Genomic DNA, 19,614 nt, shown 5'->3' with positions numbered 1-19,614 from the left:
AGATTTAAAGTGCAATTCGCCAGTATCAACGACGTAACGATCCACTACCAGCTCATCGGTGCGCCGGCTGACAGGCCGGTCATCGTGTTTGCCAATTCGCTCGGCACGGACTTCCGGATCTGGCGCGATGTGATCGTGCGTCTTGCCGGCGACTTTGCCATCATCCTCTATGACATGCGCGGCCACGGTCTTTCCGATGTCGGCCAGGTGCCCTATTCCATGGAGGACCATGCGACCGATCTTGCCGGCCTGCTCGATCTTCTGTCGGTCAAGGATGCCGTTATCTGCGGCCTTTCGGTTGGTGGCCTGATTGCCCAGTCGCTCTATCAGCGTCGTCCGGACCTGGTGAAGGCGCTCATCCTCTGCGACACCGCCCACAAGATCGGCACGACCGAAAGCTGGAACAACCGCATCGCCGCCGTCGAGCAGAACGGCATTGCGAGCATCGTCGACATGGTCATGGAGCGCTGGTTCACGCCGGCTTTCCGCCGGCCGGAAAACATCGCCTATGCCGGCTATTGCAACATGCTGATCCGCCAGCCGGTGGAAGGTTATAACGCCACATGCGCCGCGATCCGCGACGCCGATTTCACCGAGGCGGCAACCAGGATCAAGGTGCCGACCATCTGTGTCGTCGGCGATCAGGATGGCTCGACGCCGCCGGATCTGGTGCTGTCTACCGCCAGGCTGATCCCCGACGCACGCTACGAAGTCATCAAGGACTGCGCTCATATTCCACCGGTCGAGCAGCCGGAAGCGCTGACGGCGATCATCCGCGCCTTCCTGTCATCGATTGGAGAAAAAAGCCCATGAGTGACACCGCGTCCGAACGCTATCAACAGGGCATGGCGACCCGCCGTTCCGTTCTCGGCGATGCCCATGTCGATCGCGCCCAGGCTGCCTCGACCGAATTCGACAGGCCGTTCCAGGAACTAATCACCGAAGCGGCCTGGGGTCACGTCTGGTCGCGGCCTGAACTGACGAAGCGTGAGCGCTCGATGATCACGATCGCGCTGCTTGCCGCACTCGGCCAGGACGACGAAGTGGCGATGCATGTGCGCGCTACCGTCAATACCGGCGCCTCCCGGGAGGATATTCGCGAGGCGCTGCTGCATGTGGCAATCTATGCCGGCGTGCCGGCCGCCAATCACGCGATCAAGATCGCCAAACAGGTTTTCGAGCAGATGGACGCCGGCAAGGTGGCCTGAGGGAGAGAGAATGTCGGACTTACCGAACCGCAAGCCAGAAACCGGAGCTTTCTTCGCTCGTGACCGCGCCTGGCATTCACCGGCCTATACGCCGGGCTACAAGACATCCGTTCTGCGCTCACCGCAGCGCGCGCTGCTATCGCTTGATGGCACGATTTCTGAGATCACCGGTCCCGTCTTCGGTCATTCGATGATCGGCGAGATGGATAACGATCTGATCCACAATTTCGCGCGGGCCGGCGAAAGCGCCATCGGTGAACGTATCATCGTCCATGGCCGGGTGCTTGATGAACGCGGCCGGCCGCAAGCCGGCGTTCTCGTGGAATTCTGGCAGGCCAATGCCGGCGGTCGCTACCGCCACAAGAAGGAAACCTATCTCGCCGCCATCGACCCGAATTTCGGGGGCTGCGGCCGCTTTGTCACCGACGAGGAAGGCCGCTATTTCTTCCGCACCGTACGACCCGGTGCCTATCCCTGGCCGAACGGTGTCAACGACTGGCGCCCGGCCCATATCCATTTCTCGATCTTCGGCCACGGCTTCTCGCAGCGCCTGATTACCCAGATGTATTTCGAGGGTGACCCGATGATCTGGAAATGTCCGATCGTCGGCACCATCCCCGACAAGGCGGCTATCGAGCAGCTCATTGCCCCGCTCGACTGGGGTAACACGATCCCGATGGACAGCCGCGCCTACAAGTTCGATATCGTGCTGCGCGGCCGTCGCTCGACCATGTTCGAAAACAAGCTGGAGGGGAACTGACATGCAGGAACTCGGCTATCTCAAGGAAACCCCGTCCCAGACCGCCGGCCCCTATGTGCATATCGGCCTGACGCCGAATTTCTGCGACATCACCGGCGTCTATGATACCGACCTCGGCACGCAGATGGTCAATGACAAGACGCTCGGCGATCGCATCACCGTCAGCGGCCGTATCTTTGACGGCGCCGGCGCCCTCGTTCGTGATGCCGTCGTTGAGATCTGGCAGGCAGACAGCGCCGGCCTCTATAACAGCCCGTCGGAACTCCGCGGCACGGCCGACCCAAATTTCACCGGCTGGGGCCGCTGCCCTACCCGCGCAGAAGACGGCGTCTACAGTTTCGAGACCATCAAGCCCGGCAAGGTTCCCTTCAAGGACGGCCGCAAGATGGCGCCGCACATCACCTTCTGGATCGTCGCTCGCGGGATCAATATTGGCCTGCATACACGCATGTATTTTCCGGAGGAACAGGAAGCCAATGCCGGCGATCCGATCCTGTCCCGGATCGAGCACCGCGAGCGCGTAGCAACGCTGATCGCCACCCGCGACAATGCCAAGCTCAGCTTCGATATCTATCTGCAGGGACCGAAGGAGACGGTATTCCTGGATATCTGAGCCGGCTTGCGAGCAAGGCTCAGTGCAAGTAGCGTCCCCTCACCCTTTCCTCTCCAGGGGAGACGGCACAGGCTGGCGGAAGAGGATTGCAATGAAACGGGACGCTCCATGACCACCTCCCCCTTCGACCATCCCTTCCTGTCCGGCCTGCTCGGCGACGCTGAAATTGCAACCTATTTCTCAGCCGATGCCGATGTCAGGGCAATGCTGTCCTTCGAGGCGGCACTTGCGCGCGCTGAAGCGGTGCATGGCATCATCCCGGCCGAGGCGGCCCGAAGGATCCGCGAGGCCTGTGCCGTTTTAACGCCTGATATTGCCAGCCTGAAGACGGCGACAGCGAAGGACGGCGTCGTCATTCCCGATCTCGTCCGGCAACTCAGGAAAGCAGTCGGTGGCGAGGCCGCCGAGCATGTGCATTTCGGCGCCACCAGCCAAGATGTCATCGATACCAGCCTGATGCTGCGGCTGAAATCCGTGACCTTCCTCTTTGGTGGGCGTCTGCATGCCATCGTCAGTAGAATGGCAGCACTCGAACGACAATTCGGCACCAATCGCCTGATGGGCCATACGCGCATGCAGGCCGCCATCCCCATCACCGCCGCCGACCGTATCGCCGCCTGGCGGGTCCCGCTGGAGACCTACCGCGACCGGCTGACGGAGCAGGTCTTCCCGGTCCAGTTCGGCGGTGCTGCCGGTACTCTCGAAAAACTCGGCGCCGAAGCCGCTACCGTGCGCAGTTCGTTGGCGCAGGAACTGGGGCTATCAGACGAACCGCAATGGCAGAGCCAGCGTGCCCGCATCGCCGATCTCGCCAATCTCTATTCGCTGATTTCAGGCAGCCTCGGGAAACTCGGTCAGGACATCGCGCTGCTTGCCGAAGGCGGCGGCGAAATCGAGCTTGCGGGCGGCGGCGCCTCCTCGGCAATGGCGCACAAACAGAATCCGGTCGCCGCCGAAACGCTGGTGGCACTTGCCCGCCTTAATGCGACGCAGCTTTCCGCCATCCACCATGCGCTCGTTCATGAGCAGGAACGCTCCGGCGCGGCCTGGACACTTGAATGGCTGGTCCTCCCACAGATGGTCATGGCGACTGCCGCGTCACTGCGGCTTGCAACGGAACTCGTTGGTAACATCAAACGTCTAGGGACAAGCTGATCGCCTTTGCGTCAGTGCTGCAAAACCGGCTATGCAGGGGTGTTGATTTCAGGAGTAATCCCGTGACCTTTCCGCTCTTCGATCTTTCCGGCCGTCGTGCGCTGGTGACAGGCTCCAGCCAGGGCATCGGCTATGCACTGGCGCTCGGCCTTGCCGAGCATGGCGCCTCCGTCATCATCAATGGCCGAAACGCCCAGAAGGCGGAGGCGGCTGCCGAGACGATCCGCGAAAGGAAACGCCACGCCGTCAGTGCTGTTTTCGATGTGACGGATGCCGAGGCCAGCAGAACCGCCATTGCCTACATCGAGGCGGAGATCGGTCCGATTGATATCCTGATCAACAATGCCGGCATGCAGTTTCGCACGCCGCTGGAGGAGTTTCCGGTCGAAAAGTGGGACGAACTGTTCCGCACCAATGTTTCCAGCATCTTCTATGTCAGCCAGCCAGTGGCACAGGCGATGATCAGCCGCGGCCGCGGCAAAATCATCAACATAGCCTCGGTGCAGGCGGAACTCGCCCGCCCGAATATCGCACCCTATACCGCAACCAAGGGCGCCGTTCGCAACCTGACCCGCGGCATGGCGACGGACTGGGCAAAGCATGGCCTGCAGGTCAACGCCATCGCGCCAGGCTATTTCAAGACGCCGCTCAACCAGGCGCTTGTCGACGATCCGAAATTTTCCGCCTGGCTCGAGACCCGTACGCCGGCTGGCCGGTGGGGCAACGTGGAAGAGTTGGTAGGTGCGGCCGTCTTCCTGGCGTCGGACGCGTCGTCCTTCATCAACGGGCATATGCTGATGGTGGATGGCGGGATTACGGCATCGCTCTGAAGTTAGTCGCCACCTCCGTCGCCACCACCATCGCCTCCATCATCGAGATCAAAGCTTACCCCGATGCCGCCTTCGGCTTGGCCACGAACAAAAGGCCCTCGAAAACGAAGGCGAGCCCACCAGGGAGGGTTCCAGGACAAGAATACGGCAAATGCGACGATCAGGATGGAAACGGCCGAGAGGCCTATAAGGATCTCCGTGACTGGAGACATGTTTACTCCAAAGATTGCCTGAGGAAACTATCCCAGCAATTTTGGCGGGAAACAAGAACATTTAAATTTAGAGGACGCCTCAATCCGCGACCATATTACCACGCCGCATCAGCCCCATCAGAATCAACGGCAGCAATGTCGTGATGCAGATGGCGATGAAAGCCATCGCCATGCCGAGGCCGATGGAGCCCTGCTCGAACTGGCGCCAGATGAAGGTCGCGATCGTCTGCATGCCAACCGGTGCCACGACGACGGAAGCAACCAGCTCACGTGAGGCAAGCGCAAATACAAGCAGCATCGAGGAAGCAAGGCTCGGAAAGACGAGCGGCAGCAGAATGCGGCGGAAGGCTGTGACGCCGCTGGCACCGCAGACGCGGGCTGCTGCCTCCAGATTGTCGCCGATCTGCTGGAAGGCGGCCGTGGTGTAGCGAACCGGCTGTGGCAGCAGGATGCAGCAATAGGCAAGCAGCAGGATGAAAGCGGTATTATAGGGGGTAAACGGCAGGCCCGGCATATTCCAGGCGAGGATGAGGCCGACAGCAACGACGATACCCGGCAGGGCATTCGGCAGGATGGTCATCACGTCGATCGCCAAGCGGCCTGAAATCTTCGTCTTCACCACGGTATAGGCGGCCGTCACACCGATCAGGCCCGTTATCAGCGCCGTACCGATGCCGAGCGAGAAGCTGTTGATCAGTGCCGTGACGGCGCCGGCGCTATTGCCGAAGACCGCCATGAAATTGTCGAGGCTGACATTGTCGAAAGCGAGACCGCCTGAGATGGTCCGTGCCAACGCTGTCGCGACGATGGCCAGCATCGGCACGCCGGTTGCAAGGAAGGCGACGACCGTGAACGCGATCATCACGGGCGCTTTCAGCGCGCCAAGTGGGCGCTTGTCCTTCGCCGTCGGCTTGCCGCCGACCGTCTGATACGAGCGGCGCGCGAGGATCCAGCGCTGCAGGAGGAAGGTGATCAGCGACATGGCGACCAGCACGAGCGACAGGATGGCCGCGCCCGGCAGATCGATCGGCCAGTCGGTGACGCGAAGGTCGATGCCGGTTACCAGTACCTGAAACCCGGCGCGTCGGCCGAGCGCTGCCGGCGTGCCATATTCCTCGATCGCGGCGGCGAAAACCAGCATCAGGCTCGCGGTCAGGCCTGGGGCCGAGAGTGGCAGCGTGATACGCCAGAAGGCACGTGCCGGCGAGGCGCCAAAGACACGACCGACATCGGCGTAACGTGCGCCGACGGCTTCTACCGTGCGCGACACTGCAAAATAGACGACAGGGAAAGTGTTGAAGGCCATGACCAGCGTCATGCCGAAAATCGAAAACAGGAAGGGCGCCAGATTGAAGCCGGCAAGCTGCTGCAGATAACCGCGCGGCTGCAGGGTCATGATCCAGCCGAGTGTCGCAATATAAGGCGGGATCATGAAGGGCACGAGCAAGAGAACGTCCCAGAGAGGCGCGAATGGAATCCTGTAAAGAGCGCGGAAAACACCGAGCGGTACGGCAACCAATGCAGAGGCGAGCACCACGCAAACGCCGAGCAGGATGGTATTGCCGCCCATGCGGATCAGCGAACTATCGGCGAGGGTCGCATAGAGAGAGGAGAACGGGCTCGCAAACGAGCCCCGTCCAAGTTCGGGGAAGATCCCTTGCAGCACCACCGCAATGAAGGGAACGGCGACGACGAGAACCAGACCCGCTGTTGCAAGCCAGGCGGCCGGAGCCGTGCCGCCGATGCCGTTTCCCCTCATTCGTTCAGACCTTACTTGGCGCCGTAGAGATCAGCGAAGGCCTTCAGCGTTTCCTTGCGCTTGCCGTAGACAGCAGCCGTGTCATACTTCAGGAGCGTCAGGTCGCCGATCAGCGGACGGCTGGCGGCAATGTCGGTGCGCGACGGCATCAGCATTTCGCCGGCAACAAGCGCCTGACCTTCGTCGGAGAGCATGTAGTCGATGAACTTCTTGGCGTCGTCCTGGTTCTTCGACCAGTTCATGATCATGGCCGGGCGCGGTGCGATGACCGTACCGGACTTCGGGAACACGACTTCGATATTCTCGCCCTTCTTCTGGGCGGCAAGAGCAATGTAGTCGACGGCGCCGAAGACGACGGCCTTTGCGCCCTGCAGAACCGGGTTCAGGGCATCGGCATTTGCACCGGCAATGATGGCGCCGTTAGCCTGCAGAGCCTTGAAGAGCTTCCAGTCGTCCTGGCCGGCGAGGGCCGCAGTCAGCTCGAAGGACGAACCGGACTGCGCAGGGTCCGGGATGTTGACGAGATCCTTGTATTCCGGCTTTGCGAGGTCAGCCCATTCGGACGGCTTGGGCGTGCCGCTTTTGGTGTTCCAGACGATGCCGAGAGCCGAGATGCCCTGTGCGACAGCGCCTTCGGACTTCAGGAAGTCCGGCACCTTGGCAGCGTTCGGGCTTGCATAGTTGACAAGCCAGCCGCGCTTGGCGAAGTCGTTTGCCGTATCCCAGGAAGCCGAGATGACGACGTCGACAACCGGGTTGGCGGCTTCAGCTTCGATACGCGCCATGACCTTGCCGGTCGTTGCCTGGAAAACATTGACCTTGACGCCGGTCTGCTTTGTAAAGCCGGCCGACAGCTTGTCGATCAGGCTCTGAGGGCCAGCGGTGTAAACGGTGACATCGGCATGGGCGACGCCGGCCATCAGGGCTACGGCGACAACGCCAAAAGTGATGCTCTTCAATGACTTAAACATGTTCCAATTTCTCCTCTATGGATTGGTGTATTTCCCGCTGAAACCAGCGGATCTGTGCGGCGTCGATCTCAAGGCCGATTACCTCGCCGGCACGAAGCTTCACGCGGCTAAGCACTTGTAATTCCAGGCCGGGCAGGCCGGAGAGCGAAACGCTCGCCAAGTGCCCGTCGCCGCGAAACTGCGAGCGCAGCACAGTGGCGGCAAGGCGATCAGCAGAGACTTTGCCGGCCGAGATGGAGGCGACCGGGAGCAACACGCGGGCGCTGTTGCCGGCGATGCCCGCAGCCTCGGTCAGCACAATATCGCTACCCTTGAAATACCAGGCCGTACCGCGCCGCTCGATATCCGCAAGGCAGCCAAGCCGCAGGAAGTCGGCGACCTCGGGCGTTGCCGGGCGCTCGATCAGATCATCGGGCGACGCCAGCTGCTCGATCAGGCCGGAGCGCATGACTGCGACCTCATCGGCAAGCGTCAGTGCCTCGCTATGATCATGCGTCACATAGATTGCCGTCAGGCCGAGCGTGGAGATGAGTTCGGCAAGTTCACCGACCATGTTTTCGCGCAGTTCGCGATCAAGATTGGAAAGCGGTTCGTCGAAAAGGATGAGCTGCGGTTCGGCCACGATGGCGCGCGCAATTGCCACGCGCTGTTGCTGGCCGCCGGAAAGATCGCTTGGTCGCCGGTCTGCGTAGGCAGCAAGCCCGACGCGCTCGAGTGACCGTATCGTCCTCTCGTGACGCTCGGCTTTCCCGATGCCACGCATTTCCAACGGAAAAGAAACATTGCCGCCGACCGTCAGATGCGGCCAGAGCGCATAATCCTGGAAGACCATGCCAAGCCCGCGCCGCTCCGGCGGGACGAAGGCACCGGTCGAGCCGTCGGCAACTGTCGTACCGGCGATCGAAACGGAACCCCTGGTCGGCACAAGCAACCCGGCGACCAGCCGCAAGAGCGTTGTCTTGCCGCAGCCCGAAGGCCCGAGCAGTGCCAGCGTCTTGCCCTTTTCCAGGCTAAAATCAATGCCTTTGAGGATCTGCGTCGGCCCGTAACTCAATTCCAGACCCGCCGCGGCAACGGCACAGGACGATCGAATTGAAGGGGCGTTCATGGGAAGACCAAATGTCGCTTTAAAGAAAGTATGGCGACATTTAGGCACCCCGGATGACAGCTATGCGACAGATATATTTCAGTTTTGTGACAATACCTTTTGAACAAGAGGAGTTGGCGATTCATGCGGGATCCACGATTAGAACGCAGCCCTCCCGTAACCGCGCTTTGCCACCGGCCATCTTCAACGCAGTTTTTTCATGCCGTTTCGCGGCTTCAGCACGCCCAAAAGCAACGAATTTGCATTTTCGGTCGCACGCAACCATTTAAGATGCATGATCCGCGGGAGATGTCGCAACCTCGCATGTGCCGGGACGTTTACCGAAAACGAACCATACCGGCTTGCATTCTGAGCCAAAAGCCGATTGCTTAGGAAAATCTACTTCTTCTTCGGCTAGCCGTTAGAAGAGTGCGAGGGGATATAGGCAAACCCGTGGAATTCTGCAGCTTCGCATCGGGATCGATGGTGATTACGATGACGAAGCGGGAAAGCTGGTTTGAAGGAAAATGAGTAACGATCTGTTTCAGGTGAAATTTTGGGGCGTTCGGGGAAGCATCCCCGTGTCAGGCCCGGAATTCGACCGATATGGAGGCAACACCTCCTGCATTGAAATTCGCTGCGGCGAGCACCGGATGCTGTTCGACGCGGGCTCTGGACTGCGCGAGGCCGGCCTCTCGCTCATTGCTGACGAAGTCCGCGATGTCGATCTCTTCTTCAGCCACTGCCATTACGATCACATCATCGGCCTGCCCTTCTTCAAGGCGATCTACTACCCTTCGATCAACGTCAACATCTGGTCCGGCCATCTGGACGGCAAGATGAGCACGCGCGAGATGGTCGAGCAGTTCATCAGCCCGCCCTGGTTTCCGGTAAAGACCGATATCTGCCAGGCGACGATGAACTTCCGTGATTTCCATGCGGGCCAGACGCTGACGCCGCATGCAGGCGTCGAAATGCAGACCTACATGCTGAATCATCCAGGCGGCGCGATCGGCTATCGCATCAACTGGAAGGGACGCATAGTGTCGCTGATCTACGACATCGAGCACATTCCGGGCACCTACGATCCGGTGGCGCTCGAGATGATGAAGGACGCCGATCTCGTGGTCTACGACTGCACCTACAATGAAGACGAGATGCAGCGCTTCAAGGGCTTCGGCCACTCCACGTGGCAGCACGGCACTGAACTTGCAAAGATGGCGGGCGCTAAGCGCTTCGCCCTATTCCATCATGCGCCTTCGCGCACCGATGAGCAGCTTGCCGTCATGGAAAGCAAGGCGCAGGCCGCCTTTGCCGGCGCCTTCGCTGCCCGCGACAATCAGGTCGTCGATATCTGATCCCGCACGAGTGCGGTGGCAGAGACCCATTCCACCGCGGGATGGCCTGCCGTCGCCTCGAAAAGTTCGCCGAGGAAATCCCAGGCCGCCGCGTCATGCACCAGATGATGTGCAAGCACGCCGATGGGCTCGTTGCCGCCCTCGAACCGATCCTGCAACTCCGCGACCAGTTCGCCGATCAACTCTGCGATCGGCCGCCCGCCGCGGGTGCCGTGCCAGTCCATGAGATCGACATGGGAGTTGACGATGGCGATCGGACTTTCTCCCTTGGCGCGTCCGTAGGTGGAAAGGGATTCGAAGCCAAGCGCCGGCAGTTTGGGAATGAGACCCTTGTCTATCCGGTTCCAAGGCGGAACCAGCATTGTCAGGAAGCGCGCGGGATAGAGATCCCTCAGCTTCAGGAAACCTTCGTAGAGCTCGCCGAGGATGGTTTCTTCCAGCCGTGATCCGCCGAGTTCCTGCTTCTTGTCGTCAGGTCCGGAATGATTGTGATGGGCCCAGCCGTGAACTGCCACGCTGACATGTGTCTCATCCGCAAGCCTCTGAGCTAGTGGCACGCCGGTAAAGGCCGGAATGACAGCGAGCGTGAGGGGGATGCCGTAGTTTCTCGTCTCTCCGAGCAGTCGCTCGAGCGCCGCCGTCGGCTCGATCGCATCGTCATCCCGCAGCCAGAGCCGTGCGACGCGGCCAACGTCGCGCCAGCGCTCCAGCTCCCGATACAACGGCTCGCGGATGGTGCTATCGATCATGTGCTGCTCCTGCATGGTTGAGGATCAAATCCAGTTCATGTGATGCGCCGGCAAGCGAACGCTCTTCGACAACAAAGCGTCGGGCGGCAGATGCCATGGCGTCACGGCGCGTCCGGTCATCCAGCAGTCCGGCAACGGCGCGCGCGTAGGCTTCCACATCACCGGCAGGCGTCAATAGCCCGGTCACATCGGCCTCCACGACGGCAGGCACGCCGGCAGTTTCCTGCGCCACGACAGGAAGCCCCGCCGCCTGCGCTTCGAGATAGGCAAGTCCATAGGCTTCACCGCAGCCCGGCCAGACATAGATGCCGCTCTTCGAAAGCAGGTCGGCTATCTCTTCCGGCTCCCTCTGGCCGAGCCAGTCGATACGACCGGGGGCAAAGCCCGCAAACAGCGCCTCCACCTCAGCTCTTAACGGACCGTCGCCAATGATGCCGAGCGTCCAGGGCCGATCCTCGATCTTGCGCAGTGCCGCAGCGAGCATCGTGTAGCTCTCCATCTTGTCACCGGCCCGCATCATCGCCACGCTCGCCAAGCGTTGCGGAACGGGAGCAGGCGTTGCCGCTTCGAAGAGCACTGTGTCGATGAAAGGTTTTACTCCGGCAATACGCGCTTCGGGAAAGACGTCTTCCAATCCCTTCCGGTCGCGTTCGGTAAAGGCGATATTCACCGCCGCCTGACGGATCGCCTCGCCGACCGGCTTCTGAAACAATGCCCAGCCCATCGCGTCGCGCTTGCGCGAATAGGAGGCTTCGGCGGTCACATAGGGAATGGTGAATTCCGCAGCGATCGCCGGTCCGAAGAGATCGGGGGACTTGTAGTAAGGATGATAGCAGAACCAGAGTTCCGGCTTCGGCTCGTCCCGCCATTTGTGCCGAAGCCGCTGGAGCTCCTCCCCGGCCCTCGGCAGCGCTTCGGCCGCCGCTTCCGGCGTGCCGGCATGGATGCGGAATTGAGACACGACCTCGACTGAATGCCCGGCCATTTCCAGCGCCCGGATCAACAGCTGCGCCATCAAGCGGTCACCTGACGGCACCGGATGATCAGGCGATTTCATCGGCGCGTAGAAAGCGATCCTCATCGCGACACTCCGCGTATGACAGTGTGTTTCCAATCGGCGCTCACGCCGTAAGCGAAAATTTCCGCTATTGTCACTATCCTTGAACGATACAGGCAGGCATACCGAAGCGATCGTGATTAGACGAGACGATAATTCCGCCCTTTTTCGTCTTCTCTAGTGCATTTGCGATTTGAGCTTCAAGAACAGGAATTGATGACCACGGTCTGGGCCACAGGGATTTTTTCGGAACGTACGATCAGGAAGGCCAGACTCGGTTCAGGCCTTGTAATGTTCGTCTTCATCATCCTGCATATGTCAAACCATGCGTTGGGGCTCGTTTCGCTGACCGCAGCCGACGATGCGCGCCGACTGTTTCTGGCGATCTGGCGCAATCCGCTCGGCACTCTGCTCTTCTACGGCTCGGTCCTGGTCCATCTGACGCTGGTGCTACGTGGGCTCTATATGCGCCGCAGCCTCATCATGCCGAAGAACGAGATGGCGCAAATCGTTCTCGGCCTTCTGATTCCGCTTCTGCTCATCGACCATGTTATCGGCACACGCATCGTTCATGCGCTCTACAGCTATAGCGACAATTACGAGACGATCGTCCGCACGCTCTGGATCAACTCGCCGAAGGACGGTGTACGCCAGACTTTCGCACTGCTTGCCGTATGGATCCACGGCTGTATCGGCATCCATTTCTGGCTGCGCTACCGGTCGTGGTACGTCAATTCCTCGTCGCTGCTTCTGGCCATCGCCATTCTCCTGCCGGTGCTGGCGCTGCTCGGTTTCGTCGAGATGGGCCGCACGCTGTCCGATCCCTCCTACGTCCAGTCGGAATCCGACCACTACGAAGAAACAATCAATACCCGCTACTACAACGATCCCGAGGCGCGTGAGGAAATCGCGAAGATCCGCGCCGGGCTCTTCGGCAGTTTCTCCGCAGCGCTTGCCCTCGTCATTCTGGCACGGGCGCGCCGCAGGTTGAAAGAGCGGGCGACCCAGGTCGCCGTTCACTATCCCGGCGGCGAGACGGTTCGTGTGCCACGGGGCTTTACAGTCCTGGAGGCAAGCAGGCTCGGCGGCCTGCCACACTATTCGGTTTGTGGTGGCAAGGGTCAGTGCTCCACGTGCCGGGTCCAGATTCTCAGCGATTATTGGACCCTGCCGCCACCCGACAAGCTGGAGCAAACGACGCTGAAGCGCATCAATGCGGCAGCCGATGTACGCCTCGCCTGTCAGCTCCGCCCGGACAAGGACTTGACCGTCGCGCCACTGCTCGTGCCGCAGACAGAAGCAGCCCTCCCCGCCAATAGCCAGGAAACCAGCCCCGGCCGCGAGCGCGACATCGCCGTACTCTTCTGTGACATGCGTCATTTCACGACGCTGACCGAGACCCGCCTGCCCTTCGACGTCGTCTTCCTGCTCAACCGCTATTTCGGGATCGTCGGCAAGGCGGTGGAACAGGCCGGCGGACAGCTCGACAAATTCATCGGCGACGGCGCCATGGCACTCTTCGGCCTCAACACCACGCCAGAGGAAGGCTGCCGACAGGCTGTCGCGGCCGCAACCGCGATTGCTGCCGAGGTGGAAAAACTCGCCGCCGAACTTTCCGACGAACTGCCTTTGCCGCTGCAAATCGTCATCGGCATCCACGCCGGCCCGGCAGTCGTCGGCACGATGGGCTATGGGCGGGTGCGCAGCCTGACGGCCGTCGGCGATACGGTCAATGTCGCAAGCCGCCTGGAGACGGCCGCCAAGGAGCTCAATGCCGCGATCGTGATCTCCGAGCCGGTCGCAAAAGGCGCCGGCATTGATCTGGAACCGGTCGAAAGCTGCGAAATCAATGTGCGTGGACGGGCGCTCCCCTTGAAAGTCTATGTCATTCCGAGAGAGAAGGCCGCCGAACCGCTCAAGGAAAAGCAATAATGTCCGGCCAAGCGTGGCTAACTGGCAAATATTGGAGGCGTCGTTTGCGCAAGGCGCGCAATGCGCTGGCCACGCGTTTCTTCAACACCCGTTTTGGCCGCCGGCTGCTGATTGAAAATATCGGGACGCGCGTCATCTCCATGACGGTCGATGCCGGCGATCACCTGATGAGCTTTTCGCCCGCCGACTATATCGGCCGCAAGGTCTTCCGGAAGGGCCATTTCGAACGGGAGGCCGTCGATCGGCTGCTCGTGATCCTGCGCCAGCGCGGCTTGCTGAGAAAAGACAGCATGTTGCTCGAGATCGGCGGAAATATCGGCACACAGACCATCTATTTTGCGCTCGCTCGGGCATTTGCCGGCATCGTCAGTGTCGAGCCGGACCCTCGCAATTTCCGCCTTTTGGAACAGAACATCCGTCAGAATGGGCTCGCGGATGTGGTACGCCTCGTCAACTGCGCCGCCGGCGAAGGTAAAGGCGAGATCGACTTCTTTCTAAACAGTGCCAATCATGGCAAGAGCAGCGCCATCCGCCAGAGCGCCAGCGACCAGAAGATCAGCGTCCCGGTGCGCTCCGTGACCGGCATCCTCGACGACCTCGACATCGATCAGGCGTCCATCGGTCTCGTCTGGATGGATATCGAGGGGTATGAGCCGGTTGCCTGTCGCTCGATGCTGCCGCTGCTTGCCCGCCGCGCGCCGCTCTATATGGAGTTCACGCCGCTCTTCTACGGCCCTGAGGGCACAAAAGCCTTCATTCGCATGCTCGCCGGCTTCTACGAGAATTGTCTCGTGGTCTTCGAGGACCACGAGAAAGAGATGAAAGTCCGTGATTTGCCGGGCGCATTCGATCAATATGACGTGCTGTTCCTGCCTTAGACCGAACAAGAGCTATCCGGCTGACTGCATCGCCAGCGATTGATGGCAATGCACACCAGCAAGCACCCCTGAGGCGGAAGCAAGCGTGGCGTTGTGCATGGCGCTCGCCGCGTCGCCGGCGGCAAAGACACCCTTGACGGACGTTTCCTTGTTATCGCCGGTCCGGATGACAGGACCAAACGGACCATCGTCGAAGACACAGCCAAGTTGCTCGGCAAGCGGACTGGCCATCGCCGTTTTCGGAGCGACAAACACGGCATCGAGCGGCACGATCCGGCCATCGGTGAGGCGAACGGCCTCAAGCCTGGGACTATCGCCCAATAATTCCACGACGGGGCTGCGCTCGATCCGTACGCCGCGAGCGGTCAGCCGCACGAGTTGCTCTTCATCGGGCTCGAATAGCGCTTGGGTGAAATAGGTTGTCTCTCCGCAGTCGGGAATCAGCATGGCCGAATGTGCTGAAAGCGGATGGTTTGCGAGAACACCGAGCCTGCCGCCGCTCACCTCATAGCCGTGGCAATAGGGGCAGTGCAGCACGGAGTGTCCCCATCGCTCCCGCAGACCGGAGATCTCGGGCAGTGTATCTCTGATCCCGGTTGCCAGGACGATGCGCGCGACCCTTTCTTCGCCACCACCCTCGATGTCGATGACGAATTCGCCGCCATCGGCACGCGCATGAACAACCTCCCCGTCCCGAATGGTGACGGTCGGATAAAGCGCAAGCTGCCGCTTTCCCTCCCGCATAATCGCCGCCGGCGTCTGGCCATCCTGGCCCAGGAAGCCATGGGAGGCCGGCGAATATCGATTGCGCGGCGCCCCCGCATCGACAAGCAGAACCCGGCGCAACGCCCGGGCGAGCTGCATTGCCGCGGACAGGCCGGCGAAATTTCCGCCGACAACGATAGCCTCGTATGACATAGCACTCTCCTTCGACGACATCTCAATCATGAATCAACATAAGTTACATGAAATGAAGCGGTCAAGTATCATGTTACTTGTCTTGTTACGATCCGCTTGTGATAATGGCGCATTCGATCGACAGGAATGAAACCTCATGCGCAATGACAGCCGCCTTTCACGCATGCTGCACGTGCTGATCCATATGGATCGGCATGAGCATTCGGCGACCTCTGAAATGATTGGCAAGATGCTGAACACCAATCCCGTCGTCGTCCGCCGCACCATGGCCGGCCTTCGAGCGCAGGGCTATGTCCGTTCCGAAAAGGGGCATGGCGGAGGCTGGACGCTGGTGCGTCCGCTATCGGAAATCACCCTGCTCGATGTCTATAACGCCATCGGCGAACCGCATCTTTTCGCGATCGGGCCGGCCGATGACCAGCCTACATGCCTTGTGGAGCAAGCCGTAAATGCCGCTCTCGAGGACGCGATGAAGGAGGCACAGGCGCTGCTCCTGCGGCGGTTGGGCAGCGTGACGCTGGACAAGATCGCGGCCGACTTCGAGGCAAAATTTGCCGAACGCTCGGCGACACCCTATTCCTGCGCCTCATGAGCGCGGATCATTTCCTGCGGTAGAGGAAATAGCGGCCTTCCTTGATGCCGTCGGGCAAAGGCAGAGGCAAAAGCTCGGCGTGCTCCAGCGGCAAGCCGCTGACTGCGATTCCGTGACGCGTAAGAACGCCAGCCATCAACTGCGGCAGCCAGGTCAGCGTGACGGCATCGATCTCGTCATGTCCGGTGCCGATATCGGCATGCGCGAGCGCAGCATTGATTCCGAGGAACGCCTGGCCGGTGTCGCGGATATTGCCAGTCACCATGTTTTCGGCCGGCGGTGTTGAGGCGGAATAGGAACGTATTTCCCAATCGAAGGCGATAATGCGGCGGTCGGGAAAATGCTCGCGCAGATGGTCGTAGGTGCGACCGTTGCCGAGGCCAAATTCGAGCACCGGCCCCTCCACCTCTTCCACCAGGTCAATGATCGCGTTGAGAATATCGCGTTGAGCCGTCAATCGGCGAATGAAGCTGTCGAGGCGGCTCATCTTGTCCCGTCCATCATAAAATATGTCAGCGGTGCTACCATATCGATGCAGTGTAAGTCGATTGTCGGAAACGCAAATTGCCGTTGCAGCGGTAACACGGGTCTGTGATAAACTCAGTCCCATGAACGAGATGTCCAACGACGCATTCTTCGCCAACGTGCCTGTCTTCAGCGACTTCGAAGGCGTGACCGATGAGAGCAACTATCAGCCGCTGCCCGAAGGATGGGTGCTGGCGATGGCCGATATCGTCGGCTCGACGAAGGCGATTTCCGGCGGCCGCTACAAGGACGTCAACATGGCCGGTGCCAGCGTCATATCCGCGGTGCTGAATGCTGTCGGCAAGGGCGACTATCCCTTCGTCTTTGCCGGCGACGGCGCGTTGATCGCCTTGCCCGTTTCGCTTGAGAAGGAAGCGCGCAAGGCGCTTGCCGCGACGCAGGTCTGGGTGAAGGAAGATCTCGACCTCGATTTGCGCATCGCCATCGTACCGATCGCGGATATTCGCGCGGAGGGTCTCGACGTACGCGTCGCCCGTTATTCGGCAAGTCCTTATGTCACCTATGCGATGTTTTCCGGCGGTGGCACGATATGGGCCGAGAAGAATATGAAGATGGGCCGCTACGGCGTCGAGAAGGCCGCACCCGGCACCCGGCCGGATCTGACCGGCCTCTCCTGCCGCTGGAGCCCGATCGAGGCCCGCAACGGAGAGATCGTCTCGATCATCGCCGTGCCTGGCGAGGACGGCCCAGGGCCGGAATTCCAGGCTCTTGTTACCGGCATCGTTTCCATCACCGCAGAACAGAACCGGAGCGGGCATCCAGTGCCGGAAAACGGGCCGGAGCTTGCCTTCTCGATGAAGGGTATCAATCGCGAGGTGAAAGCCACCGCACCTGACGGCAAGCGCCTGCGGCAAAAGCTCTTCATCCTCCTGCAGATCGGCCTGGTCGTCTTCCTGCATAAATTCGGAATTACCTTCACCCATTTCGACGCAAGCCGCTACAAGAGGGACGTCTCAGGCAACTCGGATTTCCGTAAATTCGACGATGGACTGAAGATGACAATCGATGTTGACGCCACACATCTCGCCCGCATCGAGATGCTGTTGAAACAGGCACAGGAAAAGGGTGTGGCGCGTTACGGCCTGCACCGCCAGTCGTCGGCACTGATGACCTGCTTCGTGCCGACGCCGCTGTCGCGCGACCACATGCACTTCATCGACGGCGCAGCTGGCGGTTACGCCGTCGCCGCCAGCCAGATCACCGGCAAGCAGCTTTCCGGCGTGCTCGTTACGCCTTGATGACATGATCGGCCGAGAGGCCGAGCCGGCTTAAGACGTTTCGGGTGTCGACAATCAGCTTGGCGCTCTTCGAAAGAGCCGCGTAGTCGATCATGTCATGGTCAGTCGCAATGAGAACCGCATCATACCCGGCAACGGCTTCCGGTGTCAGGTCGATGGATTTCCGGCCCTTCAGAGCCTGATATTCACGGGTCGACGGGATCTCCGCGACGAAGGGGTCATGATAATCCGCCTTGCCGCCCCGCTCTTCGATGATTTCGATCAGGCGCAACGACGGGCTTTCCCTGATGTCGGCAACATTCTTCTTGTAGGCGAGACCAAGCACGAGAACGCGAGAGCGGCTGAGTGCCTTGCCGGCACGAATATCCAGTGCCTCTGCCAGCTTGCCCACGACATAGCGCGGCATCGCCGAATTGATCTCGCCGGCAAGCTCGATGAAACGTGTCGGCAGCTCGTATTCGCGCGACTTCCAAGTGAGGTAGAAAGGGTCGATCGGAATGCAGTGGCCGCCGAGACCCGGGCCGGGATAAAAGGGCATATAACCGAATGGCTTGGTCTTGGCTGCGTCGATGACTTCCCACACATCGATCCCCATCGCGGCGTAGACTGTCTTCAGCTCGTTGACGAGCGCGATGTTGACGGAGCGGAAGATGTTTTCGGTGAGCTTGACCGCTTCCGCCGTGGCATTGGAGGAGACCGGGACTACGGTCGAGACGGCGGCACCATAGAAGGACTTCATCAGCGACAGGGCTTGCGGGCCGTCGCCCGCAACGACCTTCGGGATGGTCTCGGTGTGGTAATGCTGATTGCCGGGGTCCTCACGCTCCGGCGAGAAGCCGACGAAGAAGTCGGAACCGGATTTCAGCCCGGTCCCTTCGAGAATGACCTTCACGATATCATCGGTCGTTCCAGGATAGGTTGTCGATTCCAGCACGATGAGCTGGCCCGGCCGCAGATAGGCGGCGATCGACCGCGACGTCGCTTCCACGAAGGAAAGATCGGGATCCCGATGTTTGGTGAGCGGCGTCGGCACGCAGATGACGATCACGTCGCAATCCGAAAGGCCGGCAAAATCACTCGTCGAGGAGAACCGCCCCGCATCGATCTCGGCCGCCAGCGCCTCCTTCGTCACCGCATCGATATAGGAACGGCGGGCATCCAGCGCGACGATCTTCTTCGGATCGATATCGAAGCCGGTCACGGCAAAGCCGCTTCGCGCCACGGCCATGGCCAGCGGCAGGCCGACATAACCGAGGCCGATGATGCCGGCGCGCGCAGTACGGGCCTCAATCTTCTTTGAAAGCGTCTCGAAGGTGGAAGAGCTTGCGTCCAAGGCCGTGCCTCTTGCGAAAAGTGAATCCGAACGCTGATCTAATGCATGATCGCAGCAAATAAAACCCGGCCTCTTTGGCAGCGCCTGACCCTCCCGCGGCCTGAATTCGTGAGCCGGATATAGACAAAATGATTGGGGGCGGCCGATCCCGGCAACCGGAACGCACAAAAAATTTACTGATGCCATTGTTTCGCACTTTCAGCGTGCCTATTTTGGCAAATGATAATGAACTGCTTTGCAAAGATTGCTCGCCCGTTTCCAGGAGGTCGGAAGCTGGCGGGTGTCACAGCCGGTTGTCGGCAATCGTTGACACGATAATACCGCTCGTACATCCTGATTTTCTTACCATCTGTTCATCGTGAATGGGCAGGTTTGGGCTGTTTTTTGCGTTTCGGGATGGACGTGCGACATGAGGATA

At 60.3% G+C, this 19,614-nt stretch carries 19 protein-coding genes; 11 read left to right on the top strand and 8 right to left on the bottom strand.

The window, feature by feature from the left end:
* Positions 1-9 precede the first annotated feature (9 nt).
* From pcaD to FHX06_RS13620, 6 genes are all read left to right on the top strand, one after another.
* Complete coding sequence (gene pcaD, locus FHX06_RS13645; RefSeq protein ID WP_183879632.1) at positions 10-813, top strand: 3-oxoadipate enol-lactonase; 804 nt, start codon at positions 10-12, stop codon at positions 811-813.
* Entirely contained in the window at positions 810-1,208 is a 399-nt protein-coding gene (gene pcaC, locus FHX06_RS13640; protein ID WP_112969007.1) for a 4-carboxymuconolactone decarboxylase, read from the top strand. Before pcaD ends, pcaC begins: the two co-directional genes overlap by 4 nt.
* Positions 1,209-1,218: 10 nt before the next feature.
* The gene (gene pcaH / locus FHX06_RS13635; RefSeq protein ID WP_113210109.1) at positions 1,219-1,968 is read left to right on the top strand and encodes a protocatechuate 3,4-dioxygenase subunit beta; all 750 of its coding nucleotides are present in this window, start codon (positions 1,219-1,221) and stop codon (positions 1,966-1,968) included.
* Position 1,969: 1 nt separating this feature from the next.
* Positions 1,970-2,581 carry a protocatechuate 3,4-dioxygenase subunit alpha gene (gene pcaG / locus FHX06_RS13630; RefSeq protein WP_113210108.1) on the top strand — a complete coding sequence of 204 codons (612 nt, stop codon included), beginning with the start codon at positions 1,970-1,972 and terminating at the stop codon, positions 2,579-2,581.
* A gap of 108 nt (positions 2,582-2,689) precedes the next feature.
* Positions 2,690-3,736, top strand: a complete 1,047-nt coding sequence (locus tag FHX06_RS13625; protein WP_113210107.1) for a 3-carboxy-cis,cis-muconate cycloisomerase — start codon at positions 2,690-2,692, stop codon at positions 3,734-3,736.
* Between the two features lie 62 nt (positions 3,737-3,798).
* On the top strand, positions 3,799-4,566 hold the full coding sequence (locus tag FHX06_RS13620) for an SDR family oxidoreductase (protein ID WP_113210106.1): 768 nt from the start codon (positions 3,799-3,801) through the stop codon (positions 4,564-4,566).
* 291 nt (positions 4,567-4,857) lie between these two features.
* Here FHX06_RS13620 and FHX06_RS13615 read toward each other — a convergent pair whose 3' ends face one another.
* From FHX06_RS13615 to FHX06_RS13605, 3 genes are read right to left on the bottom strand one after another with little or no spacing between them, the layout of a single operon-like run.
* On the bottom strand, positions 4,858-6,537 hold the full coding sequence (locus tag FHX06_RS13615; RefSeq protein ID WP_113208310.1) for an ABC transporter permease: 1,680 nt from the start codon (positions 6,535-6,537) through the stop codon (positions 4,858-4,860).
* Positions 6,538-6,548: 11 nt separating this feature from the next.
* Positions 6,549-7,508, bottom strand: a complete 960-nt coding sequence (locus FHX06_RS13610) for an ABC transporter substrate-binding protein (RefSeq protein ID WP_112546159.1) — start codon at positions 7,506-7,508, stop codon at positions 6,549-6,551.
* On the bottom strand, positions 7,501-8,616 hold the full coding sequence (locus FHX06_RS13605; protein WP_113210105.1) for an ABC transporter ATP-binding protein: 1,116 nt from the start codon (positions 8,614-8,616) through the stop codon (positions 7,501-7,503). Before FHX06_RS13605 ends, FHX06_RS13610 begins: the two co-directional genes overlap by 8 nt.
* A 506-nt stretch (positions 8,617-9,122) precedes the next feature.
* On the opposite strand from FHX06_RS13605, the gene FHX06_RS13600 reads away from it, so the two are divergent.
* Positions 9,123-9,953, top strand: coding sequence for an MBL fold metallo-hydrolase (locus tag FHX06_RS13600; protein WP_183879630.1), 831 nt, complete (start codon positions 9,123-9,125; stop codon positions 9,951-9,953).
* On the opposite strand, the gene FHX06_RS13595 is transcribed toward FHX06_RS13600, so the two are convergent.
* Together FHX06_RS13595 and FHX06_RS13590 are read right to left on the bottom strand one after the other, a co-directional pair.
* Positions 9,935-10,702 (bottom strand): polysaccharide deacetylase family protein, encoded by a 768-nt coding sequence (locus FHX06_RS13595; RefSeq protein ID WP_113210104.1) that lies wholly within the window; start codon positions 10,700-10,702, stop codon positions 9,935-9,937. The two genes, FHX06_RS13600 and FHX06_RS13595, sit on opposite strands and share 19 nt — an antisense overlap.
* A complete protein-coding gene (locus tag FHX06_RS13590) occupies positions 10,692-11,783 on the bottom strand; it encodes a glycosyltransferase family 4 protein (RefSeq protein ID WP_113210103.1) in 1,092 nt (363 codons plus the stop codon). Before FHX06_RS13590 ends, FHX06_RS13595 begins: the two co-directional genes overlap by 11 nt.
* A 192-nt stretch (positions 11,784-11,975) precedes the next feature.
* Between FHX06_RS13590 and FHX06_RS13585 the strand changes: the two genes are divergently transcribed.
* Positions 11,976-13,691 (top strand): adenylate/guanylate cyclase domain-containing protein, encoded by a 1,716-nt coding sequence (locus FHX06_RS13585; protein WP_112546154.1) that lies wholly within the window; start codon positions 11,976-11,978, stop codon positions 13,689-13,691.
* On the top strand, positions 13,691-14,569 hold the full coding sequence (locus FHX06_RS13580; protein ID WP_113210102.1) for an FkbM family methyltransferase: 879 nt from the start codon (positions 13,691-13,693) through the stop codon (positions 14,567-14,569). The genes FHX06_RS13585 and FHX06_RS13580 overlap by 1 nt, the downstream gene beginning before the upstream one ends.
* 12 nt (positions 14,570-14,581) lie before the next feature.
* Here the strand turns inward: FHX06_RS13580 and FHX06_RS13575 are convergent, their stop codons facing one another.
* Positions 14,582-15,487, bottom strand: a complete 906-nt coding sequence (locus FHX06_RS13575; RefSeq protein WP_183879629.1) for an NAD(P)/FAD-dependent oxidoreductase — start codon at positions 15,485-15,487, stop codon at positions 14,582-14,584.
* Positions 15,488-15,623: 136 nt separating this feature from the next.
* Between FHX06_RS13575 and FHX06_RS13570 the strand changes: the two genes are divergently transcribed.
* On the top strand, positions 15,624-16,079 hold the full coding sequence (locus FHX06_RS13570) for an Rrf2 family transcriptional regulator (RefSeq protein WP_112546151.1): 456 nt from the start codon (positions 15,624-15,626) through the stop codon (positions 16,077-16,079).
* 7 nt (positions 16,080-16,086) lie between these two features.
* On the opposite strand, the gene FHX06_RS13565 is transcribed toward FHX06_RS13570, so the two are convergent.
* On the bottom strand, positions 16,087-16,566 hold the full coding sequence (locus tag FHX06_RS13565; protein WP_112546150.1) for a class I SAM-dependent methyltransferase: 480 nt from the start codon (positions 16,564-16,566) through the stop codon (positions 16,087-16,089).
* 121 nt (positions 16,567-16,687) lie between these two features.
* On the opposite strand from FHX06_RS13565, the gene FHX06_RS13560 reads away from it, so the two are divergent.
* Positions 16,688-17,863 carry a DUF3095 domain-containing protein gene (locus FHX06_RS13560; RefSeq protein ID WP_112968993.1) on the top strand — a complete coding sequence of 392 codons (1,176 nt, stop codon included), beginning with the start codon at positions 16,688-16,690 and terminating at the stop codon, positions 17,861-17,863.
* Here the strand turns inward: FHX06_RS13560 and FHX06_RS13555 are convergent.
* Positions 17,853-19,196: a nucleotide sugar dehydrogenase gene (locus FHX06_RS13555; RefSeq protein ID WP_113210100.1), complete on the bottom strand. Its 1,344-nt coding sequence runs from the start codon at positions 19,194-19,196 to the stop codon at positions 17,853-17,855. The two genes, FHX06_RS13560 and FHX06_RS13555, sit on opposite strands and share 11 nt — an antisense overlap.
* Positions 19,197-19,614: the final 418 nt, after the last annotated feature.

It is taken from the genome of Rhizobium sp. BK512 (assembly GCF_014194915.1).
Lineage (GTDB): Bacteria > Pseudomonadota > Alphaproteobacteria > Rhizobiales > Rhizobiaceae > Rhizobium.
This window is presented reverse-complemented; position numbering and strand designations above follow the sequence as displayed.

Excerpts from the sequence above, each read along its gene's own strand:
- FHX06_RS13615 (WP_113208310.1), bottom strand. The coding sequence starts at position 6,537 with ATGAGGGGAAACGGCATCGGCGGCACGGCTCCGGCCGCCTGGCTTGCA.
- FHX06_RS13560 (WP_112968993.1), top strand. The coding sequence starts at position 16,688 with ATGAACGAGATGTCCAACGACGCATTCTTCGCCAACGTGCCTGTCTTC.
- FHX06_RS13565 (WP_112546150.1), bottom strand. The coding sequence starts at position 16,566 with ATGAGCCGCCTCGACAGCTTCATTCGCCGATTGACGGCTCAACGCGAT.
- FHX06_RS13605 (WP_113210105.1), bottom strand. The coding sequence starts at position 8,616 with ATGAACGCCCCTTCAATTCGATCGTCCTGTGCCGTTGCCGCGGCGGGT.
- pcaG (WP_113210108.1), top strand. The coding sequence starts at position 1,970 with ATGCAGGAACTCGGCTATCTCAAGGAAACCCCGTCCCAGACCGCCGGC.
- pcaH (WP_113210109.1), top strand. The coding sequence starts at position 1,219 with ATGTCGGACTTACCGAACCGCAAGCCAGAAACCGGAGCTTTCTTCGCT.
- FHX06_RS13625 (WP_113210107.1), top strand. The coding sequence starts at position 2,690 with ATGACCACCTCCCCCTTCGACCATCCCTTCCTGTCCGGCCTGCTCGGC.
- FHX06_RS13590 (WP_113210103.1), bottom strand. The coding sequence starts at position 11,783 with ATGAGGATCGCTTTCTACGCGCCGATGAAATCGCCTGATCATCCGGTG.
- pcaC (WP_112969007.1), top strand. The coding sequence starts at position 810 with ATGAGTGACACCGCGTCCGAACGCTATCAACAGGGCATGGCGACCCGC.
- FHX06_RS13610 (WP_112546159.1), bottom strand. The coding sequence starts at position 7,508 with ATGTTTAAGTCATTGAAGAGCATCACTTTTGGCGTTGTCGCCGTAGCC.
- FHX06_RS13575 (WP_183879629.1), bottom strand. The coding sequence starts at position 15,487 with ATGTCATACGAGGCTATCGTTGTCGGCGGAAATTTCGCCGGCCTGTCC.
- FHX06_RS13595 (WP_113210104.1), bottom strand. The coding sequence starts at position 10,702 with ATGATCGATAGCACCATCCGCGAGCCGTTGTATCGGGAGCTGGAGCGC.
- FHX06_RS13570 (WP_112546151.1), top strand. The coding sequence starts at position 15,624 with ATGCGCAATGACAGCCGCCTTTCACGCATGCTGCACGTGCTGATCCAT.
- FHX06_RS13600 (WP_183879630.1), top strand. The coding sequence starts at position 9,123 with ATGAGTAACGATCTGTTTCAGGTGAAATTTTGGGGCGTTCGGGGAAGC.
- FHX06_RS13585 (WP_112546154.1), top strand. The coding sequence starts at position 11,976 with ATGACCACGGTCTGGGCCACAGGGATTTTTTCGGAACGTACGATCAGG.
- FHX06_RS13580 (WP_113210102.1), top strand. The coding sequence starts at position 13,691 with ATGTCCGGCCAAGCGTGGCTAACTGGCAAATATTGGAGGCGTCGTTTG.